Genomic DNA, 22,307 nt, shown 5'->3' with positions numbered 1-22,307 from the left:
CTAATGCAAACAAAAATGGCTAGTCTTATTACCTGTGTAGGGTAAAGGACTTTTTTATTTGCAAGTCAATTATATCAATATTTTTATAACAATTAAAGTCAGAGGTGTATAATGAAAAAAATTATGTTGCTAATAGTAATTTTGTGCTGTTCCTCCCTATTAGCCCAAAGAACAGTTAGTATGAATTTCGACTTATATCAAAATGCTGCGAACAATATTATCGCAACTGAAGGAAATTTTCCGTTGATATATTCTGGTAATGTTGGAGGAAATTCATACTATTTTGAACTGGAGCAACCAACAGTAGAGTTTAATCAAAATTATATGAAAATGGTTGCGATACTTAAGATCAATACAACAGTTACGGGGTATTTTGAAATTGAAATACAACCGTCAATCTATGTTAACTATGAACTCTCAACTGATGATATTACTGCCTTTTTAGAAAATTTTCCCACTTATATTAACACTAACTTTCCTCAAATACCACAATGGGTTAGAGATAAAATAATAGAACATTATAATTCTCTTCAATTAACTATGTATCCTGCTAAGATTTTAGATTATGCAGAGTCTTATGTGCCTGATTTTATTGATGTTGAAGTGTCCAATATTATTTTTTCAGTCCAATCTCAACCTTCCAAACTTCATATAGCTATAAGTTTTGTTGTCACAGGAATTTCACCCGATTATAAAGCTTATACTTACAATAGGAGTTATGCTAAAATTACTTCGAATGTTCGAGTTGACATTAAAAGATTAATATTATTAAGTGTTTTGGGCGATATATATTATGAGTTTAATGGAACCATGCCAATACAGAAGGATGGTGAAGCGGTCTTTAACGTTTATAATTCTAATAACAACGTTAATTTCCAAAGTGGAAGGAGACTAATAGTTGTATTTCAATCTGATATTAGAGGTACTTTTTTAAGAGTTTATACCGCTGAATATATGCCGATTAACAATCAGTGGGAAGGCCCCAAAAATATGATGGTGTCATTTGATTAATTTATATTAAAGGAGATTAATAAAATGAAGAAGATATTATTAACAATCTTATTACTGACTTTTAGTCTTTATCTGAAAGCTCAGGATGTTCAATTGATTGTCCCGAAACTCTCAATTGAGAATACACTTAAAACCTTGCTTGATGCAAGAGCAGCTAGTTTTAGCAGTTATACTCCTGGTTATGGAGTTGATATGTATAATATAAAATTGATATACGGAGATTCACATCCCCTTGTTGTTACATTAATTCCACCAGATAGGTTTAAAATACAGTGCGGTATAATCGCAAGAGCGAATTTAAACGTTGATGTCTTAAGTTTTGAAATAAATGGAGAAGGAAATATTATAATTGAAGGTAAAATGAAGGTTGAGGGTTCGCAAGGGCAACTTACGCTAATCGGTTCAGCCGATGCAGTAATTGATGTTTCTGGTGTCCCTGGATTTGTTCTTAATATTATTAATGCCAATCAATTTACGGTTAAATTACCTCCATTTGAGCTGGCATCCTTTTTATTTACTTTACCAACAATTCCATTGAATTATTTTACCACTAACTATCCAACCATTAGCATTACTAACGATAATGTAATTTTAGGTTTACAAACTCCAAGTAACTTTTTAATTGTTGACCAAAAAGATCAAAATGGAAGTAGAATCTCAAATAGTTTAATTGGTCATTGGGAAAATAACAATTTTGTTAATTACACTGTCCCTGCTATCTTCTCAAATCTACCGGTTAATTCATGGCAAACATTCAAAGGAGACCAAAACTTTCAGTTATCGCCGTTTCAAAAATACAACAACTGGAATAATCTTGGGGAAGTAGAAAACCATAAAAAGTTCTATCTGGATGGTTCTTTGTCTAGGTTAAATAGTAATTTCAGGCAAACCCATTCAGGCATAAAAATTAAGAACTTTCTGGAAAGTTCTTCAGCCGATGGTGGTAATATTCACTTCAAAGACCCGTGGCTTATAGATTATCCTGATCCGCTATACGGAAATACCTTGCGTAACCGTGGAATGGATGCACCATTCAAACAAAGACCATCACCATTCTATCCCGATTACACAACAAGCTACGACGGCGATGTTTACAAAGGCGTCTTCTTAAATCAAGATTATCGTGTGCCAGGACAACCCTACTACTCCGTAAAAGCAGATGCGGTTCAGGATATACAATTTCAGCAAACGGGCAGGACACACCGGTTTTATTTTCAGAACTGGAGTGCAAGTCCACAGGGCAGTGCAGAGTTTAAATACGCCGATTCACTTCAAACACCGGTGGTATTCAAGCAGGATGGAGCAACAGTACAGGCAAACCTTAAAGGCACGCAGCTTAGCAACAACTCAAATGCTTACTTAAAGAGCAACCAGCGTAAGTTTATCAAAACGCCAGATGGGGTATTACACGCAGTTTATGAATCATTAAACAAAGTATGGTATGAGAGAAGTACGGATAATGGTTCAACTTGGATAATAGTCAATAATGGGCAACCTCTAAGCAACAATGATTCAAAAAATCCATCAATCACATTTTATGGAAATGAAATTTATATTGTCTGGCAAGAGAAATTTGGTAACAATTTTAAGATACAACTGGCAGTATTCGGTAACAATAATTACAACACACAATTATTAAGTACAATTGCAGAGGAAACAAATCTATCCTATTCTATCGATGCAACTCCTTTGATTGCGAAGGGTTACAATGGAAGGACATTAGTTGTATGGAAAGGTTTTGATTCTAATTGTTCTCCTTTTGGCGAGGTTGCTTTGAGGTATGCAAAAGGATATGCTTCACTAAATGGGATATCTTTTAGTCAATACTGTAAGATTGACAATTCTGATATAAATTCTAGCAATCCCTCCTTAGCTACTGATTATACATATCAAAATTTTCCAGTAAACTTTCACATAGCTTGGGAGCAACAAAACACAATCAAATATTGTAAACTTGTTGAAGACGGTAATGGAAACATCTCACAGACTAATTATTCAACTATATCAAACGGTAGCAGTTATATGTTTCACACTTCACCGTCTATAATAGCATTGGGTACGGGTGCAAGAGTTTGCTGGTTGGGGTACAACGATGAAGATCCGCCCGTTGGTTCAGTTGTTTTTAAAGACCCGGCAAACAGCCGCTTCTGGTCATTTGGAAATAATGTATCAAAACCGAATATCAATAAATCAAATGATAATACTTACTATGCATTTGCCTGGAGTCAGAACAACTCAACTGTAAAATTTGCTGATAACAGGCTGAACAGTGTCTATGAGATTATAAACATAGCTGGAAAGGATGTACAAATAAGCAACGGCAACGGAAAGACAAATATGTATGCCAATATATTCAAGGCAACAAGTCAGCCGTACTTTTTCACAATGTCTTATAATCTGAATCACTATTATTCAATTCAGAAATCAAATGGATTGGTTGTATCAAACGGAAGAACGGGAGTGTTGAGAAAAAACGGTGGAGAGATATATTTTGCATTGGGCGATATAACAATAGATGATCAGAAAGTAGGATTTATCGAATGTTCACCTGAGGTAGATATATCAAATGTAAACCTTCTTAATCAGTATCTTGAAACAGAGCCGTTTGAAGTAACCGATAACAGCGGCTTAGAGTACACTGTTCAATATGGTATAGTGGACAGCAGTACAATATCGGGAATGTTTTCTCAGGGAGAACAGGTAAGATTTAAGGTAGAGTTGGTTGATAATAATACAGGACAAGTACTCGGAGTATTTGACGATGTGGTTTATGATCAGAACAATCTTACCGACTTTGAGAATATATTGTATCAGGTCAACACACAGGGAATCGGTCAAAGGACAGTAAAGCTGAGACTAAGAATAGAAGAAACCATAACACCGGAAGTTTCGATGGTTGACAGGATTGATAATGGAAGTGCATTGGCAAAAGGAAAGAAAAAAGAATTGAATTATCAGGGAGAAACAATTCCGAAAGAATTCGCATTGAATCAGAATTATCCAAATCCGTTTAATCCTACGACAGTAATCAGTTGGCAGTCTCCGGTCGCCAGTCATCAAACACTAAAAGTGTACGACATACTTGGCAACGAAGTAGTTACTTTAGTAAATGAATACCGAGAAGCCGGAAGATATAAAGTTGAGTTTGATGCAAGCAGTCTTGCAAGTGGGGTTTATATTTACAAGTTAACTGCGGGCTCATTTAATTCAAGTAAAAAGATGATGGTGGTTAAATAAATGCCTCACCCTAAATCCCTTCTTCCGTTAGGAATGGCTATGCCATCCCAGGGAGAAGGGACTTTTAGATATTATTTGTAGGGAACGAACTCCTGTTCGTTCCTGATGTGTTGAATTTTTGCGGTTCGGACAGAGTCCGAACCCTACAATGAAGATTCTAATAGTCTCTTCTTATACCATATATCTTTATCATTCTTTAGAAGACACAAGTAATGATAAACCCACTATCACGAAAAGAGCATATATTTTTAATAAAAATGTTAAGACTGAAAAAACTCTGAATGGGTGAAATATTCAATTAATTGCTTTCTTAAAGAACTGTATAGCAAGTTTCAAAATTGAATAGCTTGCATAAGTAAAAATCAGAGCTGCAAAAACATCAATTGAATAATGAACATGTTGCAGTAAAACACTTATAGCAACACCAATTGTGCTAAGAAGAAAAATTCTTTTAAGGACTTTTTCATCAGTTGATAAAAACAATATGAACAAAGTTGCCGTATGACCTGAAAAGAATAAATCTTTTGTTAATGTTTTTCCTGTCCCAAAAAATTCAACAAACGGATCAACGAGTATTATCATTTTTTCGGGTGGATTTAATGGCAGAAGCCACATTGCAATCATTCTTACAACAACCATTAAAGTATAAAGCTGAATAGTAAAAAATAGTTTTTCAGGTTTGGGAATAAGATAAATCAAAGCTGCGATTAATGAACCATAAATTAATGTGAAAGTTAACCAGGTTAAGTCTATTGGTTCAAAAAGAGCTAGAATTGGATCATAAAATGAAACTCCATTTCGGGATTCAACATAGACAAGAAATTTTGTCAAAACGAAAAGAACAACTGCTAATGCAATCAATGTTATTAGCATTTCATTCTTGTTTCGTCTGACTGACAGAAACTCTTTCCAGGTCATTATTCCCCTTAAACAGCTTAATTAAAATTTAATGAAATCCAGAAAGTACGGCAGCATTTTTCTCCAGGTCGGCCAATCGTGTGGCATATCGTAACCCCATAAATCAAGCCAGTGACGAACGCCTTTTGCATTAAGAATATCAGACAATCTTTTTGAAGCATCGGGATCCTCATAAGCACCCTGACCGGTTGCGATAATTATTTTTCCTTTCCGCATCTGATTTAACATATATTCATCATTCCAGTGAGGAAGATAATCCACCGGTGAATTGAAATAAACATTATCATCATAATAACCTTTTGTATAGCTTTTCAAATCATAGCTCCCACTCATTGCAATTGTTCCGGAAAAAATATCAGGACGACGGAAAAAATTATTTGCTGCGTGAAGTGCACCGAGTGATGCACCAGTTGTAATTATCGGAACAAGTCCTTTGCAGTGTGCATGAATAAATGGAACAACTTCTTCAACAATATATCTGTTATATTGCTGATGACGAATAGCTTTTTGAGCCGGATGCATTGAGTTGTTCAGCCAGCTTTCGCTGTTAATACTGTTAATTGAAAAAGCTTTTAATCTTCCTTGTGCAAGAAACGGAGATATACTGTCAATTAAATGAAATCTTTCATATTCCAGAAAATCTGCAGCTGCCGTTGGAAACATAAGCAAAGCATAACCGTAAGTTCCGTAAACAACTATTTCCATGTCTTTATTAAGATTTGGGCTGTACCATCGGTGGATTTCTCTGCTCATTTAATCCCTCTTTGTGCTTGTGGAAATTTTTAAATTCTATAAGTGAAAGTAAATAATTGAGAAAAAAATTAAAACTGTTTTACACCTTATTTTATGGTGAAATTATCTCTTTATTTATCTTGCATAAGTAAAAATTCAGAAAACTAAACCTGGTAAGAATATGACTGAAGAAAAAAAGAATATTAACATTTTCAAATCCTTTTCACTCAATTACTGGATTGTAATAATGATGGAATTTTTTGAAAGAGGTTCATACTACGGAATGATGAGCATACTTTCTGTTTATATGACAGATCAATTAAACTTTTCTAAAGAAAGTGTAGGAGTAATTAAAAGTACAATTCAGCCATTACTTTATATTCTTCCTATTCTTGCCGGTGCAGTTGGTGATAGATTTGGATACAAGAGAACTTTAACCTTCGCTTTTATTTTTCTCGGACTTGGATATTTCTTAACCAGTCAGACGACAGATTATGCATTGGTATTTGGAAGTCTTGTAATAATGGGAATTGGCGCGGGCGCTTTCAAGCCAATGATTTCAGGAACAATTGCCCGCGAAACAAATGAAAGTAACAGCACACTTGGATTTGGAATCTATTATTGGTCAATAAATCTCGGAGCATTTTTATTTCCGCTGATACTTGTTCCTTACATAAAAAATACTTTCGGCTGGAATTATGTGATGATTGCATCGGCAATCTGCACTACTGCGATGCTTATTCCAACATTCTTCATTTACAAAGAACCAAAAAAACCTGAAAGTCAGAAAACACTTGCAGAAGTTCTAAAAGGCGCTGTACTTGTTCTTACAGATTTCAAATTTATCGGCTTGATTTTGATTTATTCCGGATTCTGGATTTTATATTTTCAGATGTTTGATTCCGTACTATGGTATGTTCAGAAATATGTTGATGCAACTTCGCTCAACAATTTTGTGAACGGAATATTTAATGCTGTTGGAATTAATTTCAACTGGAAATTTGATGTTGAGCATGTTACTGTAATAAATGCCGGAACTATAATTCTTCTTCAAATAATTGTTTCTAACATTGTTAAACATACCAAAGCACTCCCGACAATGATTACAGGAATTGCAATGGGAACAATCGGAATGGCAATTCTTGCAATCAATACGAATATCTGGGTGTTTATGATTGGAATAATAATTTTTTCAATCGGTGAAATGACAGCACATCCTAAGTTCATCAGTTATGTTGGTTTGATTGCACCCGAAGATAAAAAAGCTCTTTATCTCGGTTATTCATTTTTATACGGCGTATTTGGAAGTTTTGTCGGTGGCATTTTAGGTGCAAATCTTTATGTTCATTTTGTTGATAAATTAAATCAACCTTCAACATTGTGGATAATATTTAGTCTTATTGGTGTTGCTACAATTATTGGATTGGCACTTTACAATAAATTTGTTTCGCATCAAAAGCGGGACTAATTGCTAAAAGGTAAATAAGTAGAGATTTAATATTGCTTTTGATATAGTTATCTTTAAATAGCGCATCTAAAAATTTTGTTGCGCCTCTTCAACAAACATTGAGGTATGTGTGAATGAGGCGTCTATTAAACAAAAAATTATACTGGTAGTTGATTCTCTACTTTTCCTGCTATGTATAATTGGTGTCTACCAGATTTCCGAGAAAGCAAAACTACCTTTCGAAATCGATACAAAGGGAAGCGCTTTATTTATCAAATCTGAGCCAAACTCATCTTATCATTTCCTTAACAATTCAGAATTAGTAACGATTGATAATATTGCTGTCAGTTCTTCGGAAGCAACTGAACTGATTACCGATACTAAAAATATTGGTGAAACAGTTTTAGTAGAAGTTCGTCTTGATACTTCATTAGAGAAAATAAAAGTTGCGCTTACCAATTTTTATTCAAACTGGTATCTGTTAAGCATTTCTATTACTTCGCTTCTGTTTTTCCTGACCGCTGTATTTATTATTGTCCGAAAACCAAACGATGTTGCAGCAAATATTTTTCATTGGGCTTCTGTTGGAATTGCCTGCATGATTGATCTAACCTGGGCAAATATCAATAAGTCCTTTGTTGTTCCATACTTCATCTCAAGAATTCCATTTCATTTTTCATATTCAATTGTGCCTCTACTTTTTGCTCATTTTACTTTTGTTTTTCCAAATAAACGCCAAAAGTTTTTTGAATACATAATTATTCCGGGATATCTGATAGCTTTTGCTCTCGGCATTTTCAATTTCATTTATTATAAATCGTATCTCTCTGAAGTGAACACGGCGAATCTTAATGATTACCTTACTGCATTCAATACATCAAGAATATTTCTGATTGCCTGCATAATTTTTTCCATACTTAATTTTCTCTTCAGCTACTTTAATGAAAAAGAGATTTCATCTAGAAAAAAACTTAAATGGGTTTTATATGGATTTTTAATTGGTCCGCTTGGATTTGCAATTCTCTGGACATTACCAATTTTAACTTTAGGTAAACCTTTTGTTCCTGAGGAATTTATTTTACTATTGATGTGCGCCGTTCCGATATCATTTACAATCGCAATAGTTAAATATCATCTGCTTGATATTGACTATCTGATAAACCGAAGTATTGTTTACACTATCGTTATTTCAATTCTTATTATTCTTTATGTATCCATTCTAAGCTTAATTATTTCAAACTTCACAATCACAAATCAAACTACGGTTTCAATTGTTTCAGCGGTTTTAATTGCATTACTGCTTCAACCACTAAAAAATCAAGTTCAAAAGTATGTTGATAAATTGTTCTTTCGGGTACAATATAATTTTAACGAAGAGTTAAGTCGGTTTCTCACTGAAATAAAACAATACAACGACACAGATGAGCTATCAGAATTTCTGATCAGGAAAATTGATAGTCTGATGCCAGTCGAGAAAATTGCTTTTTGTTTCTTCGAGAATGATAAAAAGCAGCTTCGATTAACTAAGCATAAAAATTTTGATTCGATTGCAGGTAAAAGTTTATTTATAAAAGAAGAAACATTGAAAAAAGAATTTTTCAGAATTGCAGCAGAAAGGAGTAGTGTTGAAGCAGAAGCGCAGGTCTCAACAATTTATCAAAATACATTGCTTAGATGGAAAATCAGTCTTGTTCTTCCAATTATATCGGAAGAAGGTGAATTGTATGGTGTTATTTTACTCGGGAAGAAAAAATCAGCAACGAAGTTTTCAATTGAAGATATTGAGATTCTTAAAAATATTGGTTACGAAGCAGCAGCAACAATACGGAGGATAAATCTTCAAAAGCAATTAATTCTCGAAAAGCTTGAAGCACAAAAATTACAGGAACTAAATATTCAGAAATCATTGTTCGTCTCGTCAGTATCTCACGATTTGAAAACTCCGCTAACTTCAATCAAATTATTTGTGAATAAAATCCTTGAAGAAGAACCAGATATTTCAAAAATCACCAAACGAAATCTTGAAATAATTGATGGCGAAGCTGACAGATTATCAAGATTAATAAATAATGTACTTGACTTCGCTAAAATTGAAAAAGGACTTAAAACTTATTCACTCAAAGAAAATCATTTAAATAAAATTGTTCTGAAAGTTGTTGATTTAATGAAGTACACTTTATCGATTAATAAATTTGATTTAAAGATTGCTTTGTCTGAGTTTGATGACTTAATCTGTGCTGATGAGGATGCTCTGATTGAAGCTTTTCAGAACATAATTTCAAATTCAATTAAGTTCTCAACTGATGAAAAGCAAATAACCATTAAAACTTTTTATGAAAATGGCAATGCCTGCGTTTCGTTCGCAGATAAAGGAATCGGAATCCGACAATCAGAGATTGATAAAATATTTGAACCTTTTTATCAATCATCAAGAGGAAGAAATTCTGATAGCACCGGACTTGGCCTGACGATAGTCAAAAATATCATTGATGCTCATCAAGGAAAAATCATTATCAATAGCAGAGAAAATATCGGAACTGAATTAAGAATTTATTTACCCCATAAAAATCAGGCAGAGGAATGATTATGAACAGAATACTTTTAATTGAAGATGATCCGGCAATACGATTGGCCGTAGCAGAAAGTTTAGCAAAAGAGAAATTTAATGTGACAGAATCCGAAAATGGGGAGAAAGGTATATCGTTTGCCTTAAAAGGAAATTTTGACCTGATAATTCTTGATCTGATATTGCCTGATATTGATGGAATTGAAGTTTGTAAATCTCTCAGAGCAAATGCAGTAAGAACTCCAATCATAATGCTTACAAGCAGGAAGGATGACATTGATAAAATATTAGGACTAGAAATCGGTGCCGATGATTATATAACAAAACCGTTTAGTATGAGAGAATTAATCGCAAGAATCAGAGCATTACTAAGAAGGGTAAGCTTTGACACCGGTGATTTTGATACTTATTCATTCGGAAATGTAAATGTTGATTTCAAAAAATTTGAAGTAACCAAAAATGGAAAGCCATTAAAGCTATCAGCAACTGAGTTCAGAATTCTGCATTACTTTGTGCAACACGAAGGTGAAGTAATTAGTCGTGATAAATTTTTGGATGATGTTTGGGGATATGATTCTTACCCTACTACAAGAACTGTTGATAATTTCATTCTTTCCTTACGAAAAAAAATTGAAGATAATCCTGCAGAACCAGAACATCTGATTACTGTGCACAAAATCGGATATAAATTTATTAAAGAAATTCAGACTTAATTTTTACAAATTCCTGACATTTAGTTCTTTGATTTGAATTAGTTTTCTCTCGGAAAAAGAGAGGTAAAAATGAAACCGTTGATTTTCTTTTTGTATTTGTTGATTGGTGTTTTTATAATTTCTATGTCGGGCTGTTATCGGACATACGAAGCTGTTAAATTAAATATTGACACACTCCCATCTTCGCAAACTTTTACGGATCAATTCAAAGTATATCTGAAGAATGATAACATTCTGATTTACAAAAATGGATTTACTCGTAATGATAATGCTCTAATAGGTTATTATGAAGCCTATAATTATGATGGTACTATATTAAAAGTAGATTCAATAATTTCTCTTGACAGTATCTCTGCGATTACTCAATATGTTGAAACCACATCAGGCGGAATGTATTTCGCAAGTGCGATGAATTTATTTTTTGGTGTACCACTTACATTTATGGCAGTTTATTGTTTGGCTTGTCCGAAATGTTGTTTTGGTTCCTGTCCCACAATTTATGTTCCTTCAGATAATGAATGCATTCTTGAAGCAGAACTTTTTTCAAAATGTATTTCCCGTCAGTTAGAAGATAATGATTTGGATATGATTAAATATGATATTCCATCCGATGGTATAATTAAATTAAAAATTACAAATGAAGCACTTGAAACACACTACATAAATAAATTCAATTTAATTGCTGTAACACATCCATCTGATTCAAAAGTACTTCAAACAAATGATGATAGAATAACCGTAATCAAAGAACTTATTCCTGCTAATGATGCTACTTCAAGTTCAGGTAAAAATATTGCTGAATTGCTTAAATCCGATGATGAAATTTATTTCAGAAGTGAAGAAGGTAAAATTTTAGAGTTAAGAGATAAACCAGTAAAAGACTTTATCGAAATTACATCGGATGTTAAGCCACCAAAAGACAAGGTTAAAATGCTGATCAAATACAGGAATACTTTATTGACAACAACTTTACTCTATGATGTGGTTATTGGCTCGCAGGGAATTAACGCTCTTGATTGGACAAAGAAAATGAATAATGATTACACTTATGCGATGCAGTTTAAAGCTGTATATAATTTGTTCTCAGGGATTTCAATACAATGTTATGAAAATAATCACTGGATTGAAACTGGTAAATTTCAGGACGCAGGACCTATCAACTGGAAATATTCAGTTACTGAAATTCCTGTAAGTGATGACGGAAAAATTCAGGTTAGGTTGAACTTTGTTCCGGATAATTTTATGATTGACTACATCGCTTTCGATACCACTGAATCTGAAAATAATTTCTCCATTGAAAAACTAAATCCATTTCTGATTACTGATTATAATAAACAGATAAGAAATGAAATTTCTGATTTTATCAGCTCGGATGATAATCATTATCTCATTACAAATCCCGGATACAGTTATCTCTTGACTTATAAAATTCAAAAGCCCTCAAAAGAAAAAGTCTCATTGTTCATTGAATCAAAAGGATATTACAATGAATGGATAAGAGGTAATTGGATAAATAATCAAAATGTCAATTACACTTTTAATCTGTTTGATATTCAAGGAACACTTAATCAGCTGGTTACAAGCTGGATTGATAATAAAGATTTATTGGAAGAGGAATTCTTCAATGCTAAAATTCCTCTTAAGGAGGCAAAATGAAAAATCTGATTTGTGCTTTACTGATTCTGATGATCTGTTATTCCTGCGGTAGCAGTGAATTTATTGTTAGCCCGAATGGTGATAAAGTGGAAATTGTGCTGATTTCAAGAAATCATTATGAAGGTGAACTAATTGCAATTACTGATGAAGAAATGATAATAAATTTAGATGCCCAAAGAGATATGAAAGGGAAATTAACAGGAAATAAAATAGCTTCTGCTAAGCTTAATAAAATTGAAAATGTTACAGTTGAAGAATATTCAGATAGCTGGGCAACAGGAGTACTTTTTATGCAGATTATTCCTGCTTTTGCCTTGGGAGTTGTGGGTTCGTCATACAGTGGTAGCTCTTCAGGTTTTATCTTTGGTTTAATGCTAATGATTCCCGGAGCTATTACTTCTCTGGTATTTGATTCTGCTTCTCCCGATCACCATCCTGGAACAAAGATTTTGGATTAGAAGAAATTAAGAAGTTAAAGATTTATGCAAGAATGCCTAACGGAATCAATAAGGAACAACTATCTGAATTATTGACATTAAATAAACAAACAGAACTACTTGTACTTAAATAAATTTTTATAATGAAAAATCGGATAAGAAATATTTTAACTGTCTTGCTGATAGCACTTAATGTTGCAGCCATTAGTCAGACAGACTCGGCGAGAGCTAAATTTGAAGCGCTGCCAATCGTAAGCTATGATTCCGATGTTGGTTTGGGTTATGGAGCTAAAATATTTTTCTTTGATCAATTGAAATTAAAAGAAAGTTTTGACCTTATTTTATTTAACAGCACTAAAGGAGAACGATGGTATAAATTGGTATATTCAATTCCAGACTTTGAAGCCAGACAGGGAACAAAGTACCCAATCGCTCTGGACCTTGTATTTGAATATGATAAGTTCACTAAATACAAATATTATCATAATTGGAATCCCTTCATTGGTTTTCCCTATACAGATGAGAAAATCGAAGATAAGGATATAGGTACTTATGAAAAGGTAAATGCTGGAATTTTCTTGTCCAGAGCTTTTCTTAAAGACTTTACAGCAACTTTAGCACTCCAGCTCAAGAGTTTCAGTTTATACAATTTTGCTTACGATCCGGATTTTAATTTGGGCATCTTCAATTTTAACAATAAATCTGAGTCAGCAATATTTTTTTCAGCATTATTAAATATGAAGTGGGATACACGGAACAGTTTCATTAATCCAAAATCCGGAATAGTTACAAAGCTGGAAATTGAATATTCAAAAAATCTGAACTTAAATGATATGGCTTACTTGCGCACTTTATTTTCTTACAGTTTTTATAAAGAAATTTTTTCAAAGGATTTAATTTTTGCTTTCAGAGGGTCTATTGAATCAGTTACAGCATTTAAGGAGTCATCATACTTCTCATTAATTCACATTGGCGGCAATAATACAGTAAGAGGCATTCCAATGGATAAATATTGTTTTAATTCTGCATTGTTGTTCAATAGCGAATTAAGGTTTCCAATCTGGTGGAGATTCGGTGGAATTGTAGGTATTGACCTGGCAACAGGAAAAAATGAAACTTTTGGATATTTGAACAGAGATGCTGGTTGGTTATTCGGAGCAGTTGCTGGACTCAGATTCTACATGGATAATTTTATTGTAAGAGCAGATTTTGGAATTAGTGAGAATTCTTCAGGACTTTATCTGAATTTCGGTCATATGTTCTGATTTTTTTTACAATTTTTTGACAACTTGAATCATTTTCTTCAACAAATTCAGGTTGTAATTAACAAACAAATTATAAAGGAGTGACAAAATGAAAAATTTAATTTACAAAGTGATTTTTGTGCTTCTTTATTCTTCACTGATTTTCTCCCAGCCAGATACAATTACTGTTTTTCATGTGAATGACTCCCATTCAACACTTGAGGCAATAGGTCCTCGTGATAATAATTATCAGGGAACTTTGGGTGGTATTTCCCGAATAGCTACTCTTATTGGGCTTACAAGAATGACTGAACCAAATGTTTTGTTTCTTCACGCAGGTGATATTTCTATTGGTGATGTATTCTTTAACAAAAATTTTCATGTTCCCGAATTACAATTACTGAACTCACTTGGACTTGATGCAATGACACTTGGTAATCATGAGTTTGACTTAGGTCCCGGTGTATTGCTCGGTTCATTGCAATATGCATTCCCAAATCCTTCAGATGCATTCCCGTTACTTTCTGCAAACACTGACTTTTCTGATCCTTCAATCAGCGATTTGCAAAATTATGTTTATCCTTATGTTGTAAAGCAGTTTGGTAACACTAAAGTTGGAATCTTCGGACTTACAACTCCTGCAACAAATCTTATTTCAAATCCATCTCCTGCAATCATAAGTGACGATGTAGCAACAATTGCATTAAACACAGTTCAGGCATTAAGAAATACAGAATTTTGTGATATAATCATTTTACTATCACATCTTGGAGTTGCTATCGATCAGCAGATAGCAATGAATGTTCCCGGTATTGATTTAATTGTCGGAGGACATGATCATTACAAATTTGAAACACCAATCACAGTTACAAATTCATATGGTGGCACTACCTGGATTGTTCAGGCGAGATCAAATTATATGTATGCAGGAAAGATAAAATTAGTAAACACAGGAACTTCAGTTGAGATGATTGACTATCAATTGATTCCGGTTGATATGAATATTCAAAAAGATTTAACTGTTCAGGCAGTAGTTGATGCAATGATAACTGATATTGAAAATTTCTACGGTATTCCATTTTACACACAACCAATGGGATATGCTGTCGCATATTTTGAAGAAGAAGCAACAGATCTGTTAAGTCTCGGACCACACGATACACCAGCCGGAAATTTTGTTGCTGAAGCTTTCAAATCATACACAGGAACTGACATTGCAATTCAGGCAGGTGGTTCAATTGCACTTCCTTTGTGGGAAGGAGTTTTTACTCCCGGTGATATTTTCAGATTAAACGGATATGGATTTAACACTATCAACTCGCTCGGTTTTCAACTTGTTACTTTCAATATGTCAGGTGCTGCATTAATTGCCGGGCTTGAATTTGGTTTATCTGAAATTGAATTGAGTGATGAGTTTATGCTCCAATGTGCAGGTATTGAATACACCTATGACGGAACAAAGCCACAGGGTTCAAGGGTAGTTTCAGTTAAAATCAATAATCAGCCATTAAATCCTGCTGCGGTTTATTCAATCACAGCTAACGAAATGGTGATAGGAATTCTTAACTATCTTCAAATTCCTTACTCTGATTTGAATGTACTATCCGGTATCACCGAATTTCAGGCAGTTAGTCAATATGTGATGAATTCGGGAAATGTATTGATGCCAAAAGAAATCGGAAGAGTAATGAATGTTGGAGACAGAGTTAGTAAATCATCAATCTTTGGAATCGGTTTGATGAATGTTACTGTTCCCACACAATCATCTCTTCAGATGCAAAATGCAAAATTGTTTTTTGAATTTCATGGCTGGGATAAAGGATTGAACTTTAATCCTTGTGGCAGAGTAAATCTTTCAATTCCAAGATTAGGAATGTTATTCAGAAGCAGCAATATTGATTGGCTTTTAGTTGAAAATAATAATGCTGTGCTCAGAGGTTCCGGCAAAATTAACTTTCAGGGAAATTACGGTTACTTGCTTTTGGCTAATAATAATCCTGATAAGTTAAGAGTAATAATCTGGGACAAAAATGATAATGACAAACTAGTATTTGATAATATGAGTTTGCAATCAGTGAATGGAACAATTTCATTTGCTAACAATTTACTTTTTGCTAAAGAGGAAACCGGAGAAGATGAAATTGTTAATGAGTTTGTACTTTATCAGAACTATCCGAATCCATTCAATCCGAGCACAAGAATCAGTTGGCAAGTGCCATTTGATAGTTGGCAGACCTTAAAGATTTATGATGTACTTGGTAATGAAGTTGTCACATTAGTGAATGAATATAAACCGGCTGGAAGATATGAGATTGAATTTGATGCTTCAAAATATTATGTTCCAAGCGGTGTTTACTTCTATCAGCTTCAGGCGGGCGATAAGATTCAAACTAAAAAGTTAGTATTAACGAAATAAAAATTTAATTTTCCAGGAGGTAAGCATGAAAAAATTTATTTCACTTCTTTCTATTATGTCAATTATCTTATTGACTGGTTGCACAATTAAAGATGCTTACCTCCTGCATGCTGATGTCGAATCTCCATTTGTTCAACCGCCACTTCATTTATCTGATGGAAATCAGGATGAAAGTGTAAAACTTAATGTTAACTTCTCAGGCTTAACAAAACATACCAGTGAAGGAATTATCAGCAAGTATAATGATAACAGATACACTGATAGTTTATACAATGGTAAAAATTTTAAATGGAAATCTTCTTCTTTAAATGCCGGACTTGATGTTGATATAAAAATTTCCCGAACATTTTCATTCTTTGGCGGTTTGAGTTATGCTGGTGATGATGAATCTGATGGAGTCGGAGGTAACTTCGGAATTGGTTTTAGTGGTGGCGATTCAACTTCACATTTTCGTTTAGATCTTGGTGCTAATTTCCAATCAACTTATTATTCTGCCTTTTATTATGCTGATGCTGAGTTTCTTCCGTGGGCTTTGGATTTTAACTTTGTAGCACTTGAAGAAAATAAAAAGACAAATGTAAATCCATTTGCATCTCTTACTTTTAATACATCACGCAATGATTGGTTTGCAAATCCATTTATTCAGGTTTCATATCTTCAACAGAATTTGTTCAAAGTAAAAGTCGGTGGCGGATTGGCACTCAATGATGTTTATCTTGAAAGTGATATTTCTATCCTGAACATTAAACCCGGCTTATCTTTTGCGCTTGGAAACAATTATTTTCTTTCTGCCGGTGCTTCAATGCAATTTCTGTTGGGAGTGAAAGATTCTAATAAAGATCTTTTTATCACTCCTTTTGTTCAGATGAATTTTGGTTTATAAAATATTGAGTTTGTGTCTAACACTTCGACTTGTCTGACTACAGTCAGACAGGCTCAGTATAACACAAAAAAGTCGGTCTTCGAATTTCGTTAGTCAAAAAACTGATTGACAATTTATTTCTTAAATACAGCTTCACTTTATCAAGCCCTGAGACTTAAGCAGTGATAGTTATAATTCTTTTACAAGTCCGGAGTATTTCCTTTCAATCTTAAATCCAAAACGATAAAAATATTCCGGACGGAAAAATCCCGTTGTAACATATTTGATATTTTTTGCTTTCATTCTGTTAAACAGTTCATTCATTAGTCCTTCACTAATTCCTTTTCTTCGGTAGCGGTTAGCTACAACAATCTTTTCCATCTGAACTGTGTCTTCACTTGTTCTGTAATAAAATAAGCCGCCAATAATAAAACCACGATCTGAAACAGCTACCAGATAATTGTGCTCAGGTCTGAATGTAACAATCAGATTCGCTTCGATAAAAAGCTTGTGAAGTTTTGATATTTCTTTTGGATTAATTGGAGAACGAACAAGATATGGATTGCCATCGCTGTCGTTAAGTTGTACTACAAGTCCTGAAGCAAAAGCAGAGTCACCTTTAACTTTAAGAAATGTTGCCGAGTCAGTCGGTTTAAGATGAGGATAACTTAATCTTGTTAAAAAGAAATTTTCTTTCTCACTTAACTCAAATTCAAAGCTAAGATTGCTGATAAGATTTATAGTCTCATCCTTAGTAAGTTTTTTTTGTCTTTGCTTTTTAATGATTTCCCGAAGAACCGCCTTGAATTTTTCAGATGAATCCTTCAACACAGTTTCAATAAAAAATCTTGTTCTTACTGCAGGATAATCTTCTTCCAGATCGAACAAACGATAAGTTTCATATATATCATAAATAGTTTCCGCTTGAGCAGTAAGTGATGCTTCTTTATTAAGCTCATTCCATCTGTTAAATCGTTTTATTGCAAAGTAAAGTTGCTTTGGTAAAAATCCGAAATGCTTAACATTCTGAATAAATAAATCAGCTTCGTGAAGTAATTCATTTATGTTCGGAAAATTTCCTTTGGTAATCAGTTCTCTTCTTAACCTTTGGATAATTTCCAATCCCTTTTCTGCACCTTCTACTTCACATATTGCTGATAATATGCTGCTTAATGCCAAATCATTTTTAAGAACAGGATATTCTTCTTCCGATTTTAAAATGAATTTGTTGTAGAAGTTTAATATGAATTGATAGTACGATACAGAGTTTTCTCTTTTGTAAAATGAAGTTATGTAAGAACCAGTCTGATAATCGTGTGGCGGAAGGATTATATTCTCCGGTGCCGGATTTCCTAATTCAATTTTATCATTTGTTATCTTTCTGAATTTTAAATATGCTGCAAAAGCACTCCAGACAAAAAATCTCCATAGCCATTTTATTCTATCACTACCGGATTCAGTAGTTCGCTTGATTTCTCTTCTTAAGAATTTTGCAACTGACTCTCCAGCAATATATTCTTCTGTCCACATTGAATATTCTTCCCAAAGTCCACCAAACTGAGCAGCAATCCGTTCACCGCGAATCTGTTTGCCAGCCATAATTATCCATTTTATTTCTTCTTCAAGTTCTTCTTTAAAGATTGTTTTATTCACATGAAGAATAAATTCAAATGAACCCTGAAAACGGGTCTGTACTGTTATGCGATAAACATTTCTTAGTTCTGAGGAATTTAAAAAACTTATCCACACACCTGAAGGCAGAATGCTGTTTAGATCAATCAATATTCCGTTAGAGAATAAAAACACGGCTTCGCGAATTACCGGCTGCTCAATCAATGCTTCTGAAATAATAAACTTATCTGCAATGTCAACATCTTCCTCAAATACCAGAACATCTTCCCACGAATATTCTTCACCTGTTTCCGGATCAATTGCATTTTTCTGATTTTCACCAAGCCATTTTCTTAAACCTTTTCTTAATTCAAGTCGATGTTTAAGTGCTAACTGACGCAATCTTTTTGATTTTGGATAAAGCTCATATTCAAGTAAAGCAATTCTTATAATCTTGTAAGTAATCGGATGTTTGCTTCCATAAGCTACAAGTAATTTGAAGTATGATGTAATTGGTAAAACAGAAAGCTGGGTTCCAGAACAATGCTTTTCGTAAAAACATTTCAGAGCATTTAGTATTTCATTTAAGTTATCAAATCCTTTGCTTATTGAACAAATGAATTCAATTACTTCATCGTTTAGTATTGCAGGATGGTTTTCAGAATAGTTTATCAGAATATTTCTGAATTTATCTTTTGAGGAAGATTGTAATAAAAGTAATAGAATTTCTTTCTTTAAACTGAATTCAAAAATTAGTTCAGGATTATAAAGAATTTCAGTAGTAATCGAAAGCAGATAATCGTATTTGTTCTTAAAAATTTTGTTAAAGAACAATAATAAATTTTCTTCTGTTGCTTTATCAGTTTCCTTCTGAATCAGACAAACTGCGAGATGAAGATTAAGAAGTGAAAAACCTCCTTTACCAACTGCTTCAGAGAATTTCTGAATTTCATTTGATTCACATCGGGATTTCTCAAAGGGTTTTATTAAAGTAATTCCGGAATCCTTCGTATCCTTTCTTTGCCATTGAAGTATTTCCTCACCTGTGAAGTCAACTAAGTACTTGTTACCAAGCCAGTAAATCGGATTAGTTAGTAAATCCTGAAGATCAATCAGCTTATTCTTAAACTGGTAAATAAATGAACCAATGCGAAAGAAATTATTTTCATCATCGACAACTTCTACAGGAAGATGTTTATTCAGTTTGGAAATAGAAATGCTTTTATCTTTCAAATGAATGTCGCGACTTAAAATTCCCATTTCTCTTAAAAACCAAGAGGGAATTTTTATCTTAAAATTATCTGCTCTTAGTTCGATATAGTTCTTCTCATACATAGAGTTAATAAGCTCTGCAAAATTCTTTTCGATTACTCGTCTCTTGAATGTACCTTTTGGAGTTAATTCTCCGTGTTCAAGTGAAAAAGGCCTGTCGGTTAACCTGAAATCAATTATTCTTTCGAATGGAGCGAGGAAGTTATTTACTGAAACAATCAGTGATGCAAAGTAATCCTGTCTTTGTTTATCATCTAATTTTTTAATGGGAGATGAGTCTGATTCATAATCAGGATAAATCAAAACAGTATTAAAAGGACGATGATCACCAACAAGAAAAACCTGTTTAACTGCTTCAAAGTCGCGGAAAAGATTTTCAATTTTTTGTGGAGCAATTGTTTCACCTTTAATGTTTTTGTAAATCTCTTTTTTACGATCTACAATTTCAATAAAACCATCTTCATCCATTGACATTAAATCTCCTGTGGGAAGCCAGCCATCAATAAAAGTATTTTCAGGATTTTCACCAAAATATCCCATCATTACATAAGCGCCTTTAATCATTAGCTCACCATCTTCAGCAACTTTAATTTCAATTCCCGGTAAAGCTCTTCCAAGCGAATCAGGTTTATATTTGTGAGGAGGAGTCATAGTTATTCCGCCTGTAGCTTCTGTCATTCCAAAACCACTCATCAGTTCAATTCCATATCTTTGAAAGAATTGAAAAATTTCAGCGGGAAGATAGCCTGCCGCTGAAAGTCCCCACTTGAGATTTCCGCCGGTTATATCATCAACTACTTCTTTAATGTTTTTATCTTCTTCAGACTCGATATCAACTTTTGAGATAATCGTTTCATATAGTTGCATCCATTTTTTAGGAATACTTATAAAAATTGATGGCTTCACCAATCTGAAGTTATTGATCATCGTTTCGATTGATGGATTTTCCATAAATACATATTCAGCACCCCAGAAAATTGCGCCGGTCATTTCGAGCCATCTCCCGAAAGTGTGATATAAAGGAAGATAGCTTAGAAATCTGTCTGCGTCACTGATTTCAGGTATTGCCATTGCTCTGCAAAATCTTTTGTAAACAATGTTAAGATGAGAAAACATTATTCCTTTCGGATCCCCTGTTGTCCCTGAAGTGTACATTATTGTTGCGAGTGAATTAGTATTTATATGCTTCTTAGTATTTACAGGGAATTCTTTTATTGCTGAATCAGAATTGAGAAACTCATTGAAAGGAATAACATAATCTTCTATTGAGGCACCTTTGAGTAATATAACTTTATTCAGATTTGATAAGTTGTTCTTCACCGATTTGATTTTTGAAAGCTGAATTTCATCATCAACAAAAATGTATTTTGCTTTTGTTTGATTAAGTATAAACTCAATGTGTTGAGGAACTGAATTGGCAGGAATCATTACATTAACTATTCCTGAAGTCAGACAAGCGAGATCGAGTAAAATCATTTCGAGCGAATTGTCAAGAAGAAAGGCGACAAAAGTCTCCTCATCATCTTCTGAAAGCAAAACTGAAAGCGATTTTCTAAACTCATCAACTTTTTTATTAATTGTATCCCACGAATAATCAATTGTTCTGTTGCCTTCAATAACTCTGAATAAATTTTTCTGACCGTATTGATTTACTCGCTGTTCAAATAGTCTATCGAAAGTAAAATTACTTTTTATTATAAGTTGAAGAATTAAATTTTCCCATCTTTTATCTTCATAAACTCTCTTAAGAAATTGAGAATATCTGAAAAGATTGAGGTAAGAATGAATGATTAAATGTATGAGTGAAAGATTGTTTGAATTATTGAATGATTGATTGGTTGTTTGAGTTGAATGAGCTGAATATAATAGGTTCTCTCCAACCGAATGAAATAATTCAACTGGAATTTCGGACATCATCTCTTTATCGAAACCACTGCCTATAAGTTTTTCAATCAGATAATGAAAATCAGAATCATCGATGCCTGATTGAGTATAAGCTTTGAAAAATTCTATCAACTCTGAGATTATTTCTTTCGATTCCTCTTTTTCAATTGCAGATTTCCCGGCAAGAAGAATTTCGGAAAGAGTTTTTAATTCATTGGGCATAGTTATAAAAAGTTTTGTGAGAGTTTAATTAAAATTAAATCAAAGGAAATCCAAATAAAAAATGCCTTAGCTATGTAAA

The 22,307-nt window shown here is 33.4% G+C and carries 13 protein-coding genes; 10 read left to right on the top strand and 3 right to left on the bottom strand.

All coding sequences use genetic code 11. From position 1 onward, the window contains the following. The first annotated feature begins 111 nt into the window (after positions 1–111). The gene (locus Q0X14_RS08010; protein ID WP_297836780.1) at positions 112–1,011 is read left to right on the top strand and encodes a hypothetical protein; all 900 of its coding nucleotides are present in this window, start codon (positions 112–114) and stop codon (positions 1,009–1,011) included. Positions 1,012–1,035: 24 nt separating this feature from the next. After that, the gene (locus Q0X14_RS08005) at positions 1,036–4,248 is read left to right on the top strand and encodes a T9SS type A sorting domain-containing protein (RefSeq protein ID WP_297836778.1); all 3,213 of its coding nucleotides are present in this window, start codon (positions 1,036–1,038) and stop codon (positions 4,246–4,248) included. Between the two features lie 294 nt (positions 4,249–4,542). On the opposite strand, the gene Q0X14_RS08000 is transcribed toward Q0X14_RS08005, so the two are convergent. Then, positions 4,543–5,166 (bottom strand): phosphatase PAP2-related protein, encoded by a 624-nt coding sequence (locus Q0X14_RS08000; protein ID WP_297836775.1) that lies wholly within the window; start codon positions 5,164–5,166, stop codon positions 4,543–4,545. A gap of 21 nt (positions 5,167–5,187) precedes the next feature. After that, on the bottom strand, positions 5,188–5,919 hold the full coding sequence (locus Q0X14_RS07995) for an alpha/beta hydrolase-fold protein (RefSeq protein ID WP_297836773.1): 732 nt from the start codon (positions 5,917–5,919) through the stop codon (positions 5,188–5,190). A gap of 160 nt (positions 5,920–6,079) precedes the next feature. Here Q0X14_RS07995 and Q0X14_RS07990 point away from each other — a divergent pair, with 160 nt between their 5' ends. From Q0X14_RS07990 to Q0X14_RS07955, 8 genes are all read left to right on the top strand, one after another. Continuing rightward, complete coding sequence (locus Q0X14_RS07990) at positions 6,080–7,366, top strand: MFS transporter (RefSeq protein WP_297836771.1); 1,287 nt, start codon at positions 6,080–6,082, stop codon at positions 7,364–7,366. A gap of 109 nt (positions 7,367–7,475) precedes the next feature. Beyond that, the gene (locus Q0X14_RS07985) at positions 7,476–9,929 is read left to right on the top strand and encodes a HAMP domain-containing sensor histidine kinase (RefSeq protein ID WP_297836768.1); all 2,454 of its coding nucleotides are present in this window, start codon (positions 7,476–7,478) and stop codon (positions 9,927–9,929) included. Positions 9,930–9,931: 2 nt separating this feature from the next. Then, on the top strand, positions 9,932–10,624 hold the full coding sequence (locus tag Q0X14_RS07980; protein ID WP_297836765.1) for a response regulator transcription factor: 693 nt from the start codon (positions 9,932–9,934) through the stop codon (positions 10,622–10,624). 69 nt (positions 10,625–10,693) lie between these two features. Next, positions 10,694–12,280, top strand: a complete 1,587-nt coding sequence (locus Q0X14_RS07975) for a hypothetical protein (RefSeq protein ID WP_297836763.1) — start codon at positions 10,694–10,696, stop codon at positions 12,278–12,280. Then, a complete protein-coding gene (locus Q0X14_RS07970) occupies positions 12,277–12,738 on the top strand; it encodes a hypothetical protein (protein WP_297836759.1) in 462 nt (153 codons plus the stop codon). The genes Q0X14_RS07975 and Q0X14_RS07970 overlap by 4 nt, the downstream gene beginning before the upstream one ends. Before the next feature lie 122 nt (positions 12,739–12,860). Next, positions 12,861–13,982, top strand: coding sequence for a BamA/TamA family outer membrane protein (locus tag Q0X14_RS07965; RefSeq protein ID WP_297836756.1), 1,122 nt, complete (start codon positions 12,861–12,863; stop codon positions 13,980–13,982). 88 nt (positions 13,983–14,070) lie between these two features. After that, positions 14,071–16,377, top strand: coding sequence for a 5'-nucleotidase C-terminal domain-containing protein (locus tag Q0X14_RS07960; protein ID WP_297836754.1), 2,307 nt, complete (start codon positions 14,071–14,073; stop codon positions 16,375–16,377). Positions 16,378–16,402: 25 nt separating this feature from the next. Beyond that, on the top strand, positions 16,403–17,260 hold the full coding sequence (locus tag Q0X14_RS07955) for a hypothetical protein (RefSeq protein WP_297836751.1): 858 nt from the start codon (positions 16,403–16,405) through the stop codon (positions 17,258–17,260). 168 nt (positions 17,261–17,428) lie between these two features. On the opposite strand, the gene Q0X14_RS07950 is transcribed toward Q0X14_RS07955, so the two are convergent. Then, positions 17,429–22,228, bottom strand: coding sequence for a GNAT family N-acetyltransferase (locus Q0X14_RS07950; RefSeq protein WP_297836748.1), 4,800 nt, complete (start codon positions 22,226–22,228; stop codon positions 17,429–17,431). Between the last annotated feature and the right edge of the window lie 79 nt (positions 22,229–22,307).

The organism is Ignavibacterium sp. (assembly GCF_025998815.1).
Classification (GTDB): domain Bacteria; phylum Bacteroidota; class Ignavibacteria; order Ignavibacteriales; family Ignavibacteriaceae; genus Ignavibacterium.
The sequence above is the reverse complement of the archived record's forward strand: the minus strand, read 5'-3'. Positions and strand labels throughout refer to the sequence as shown.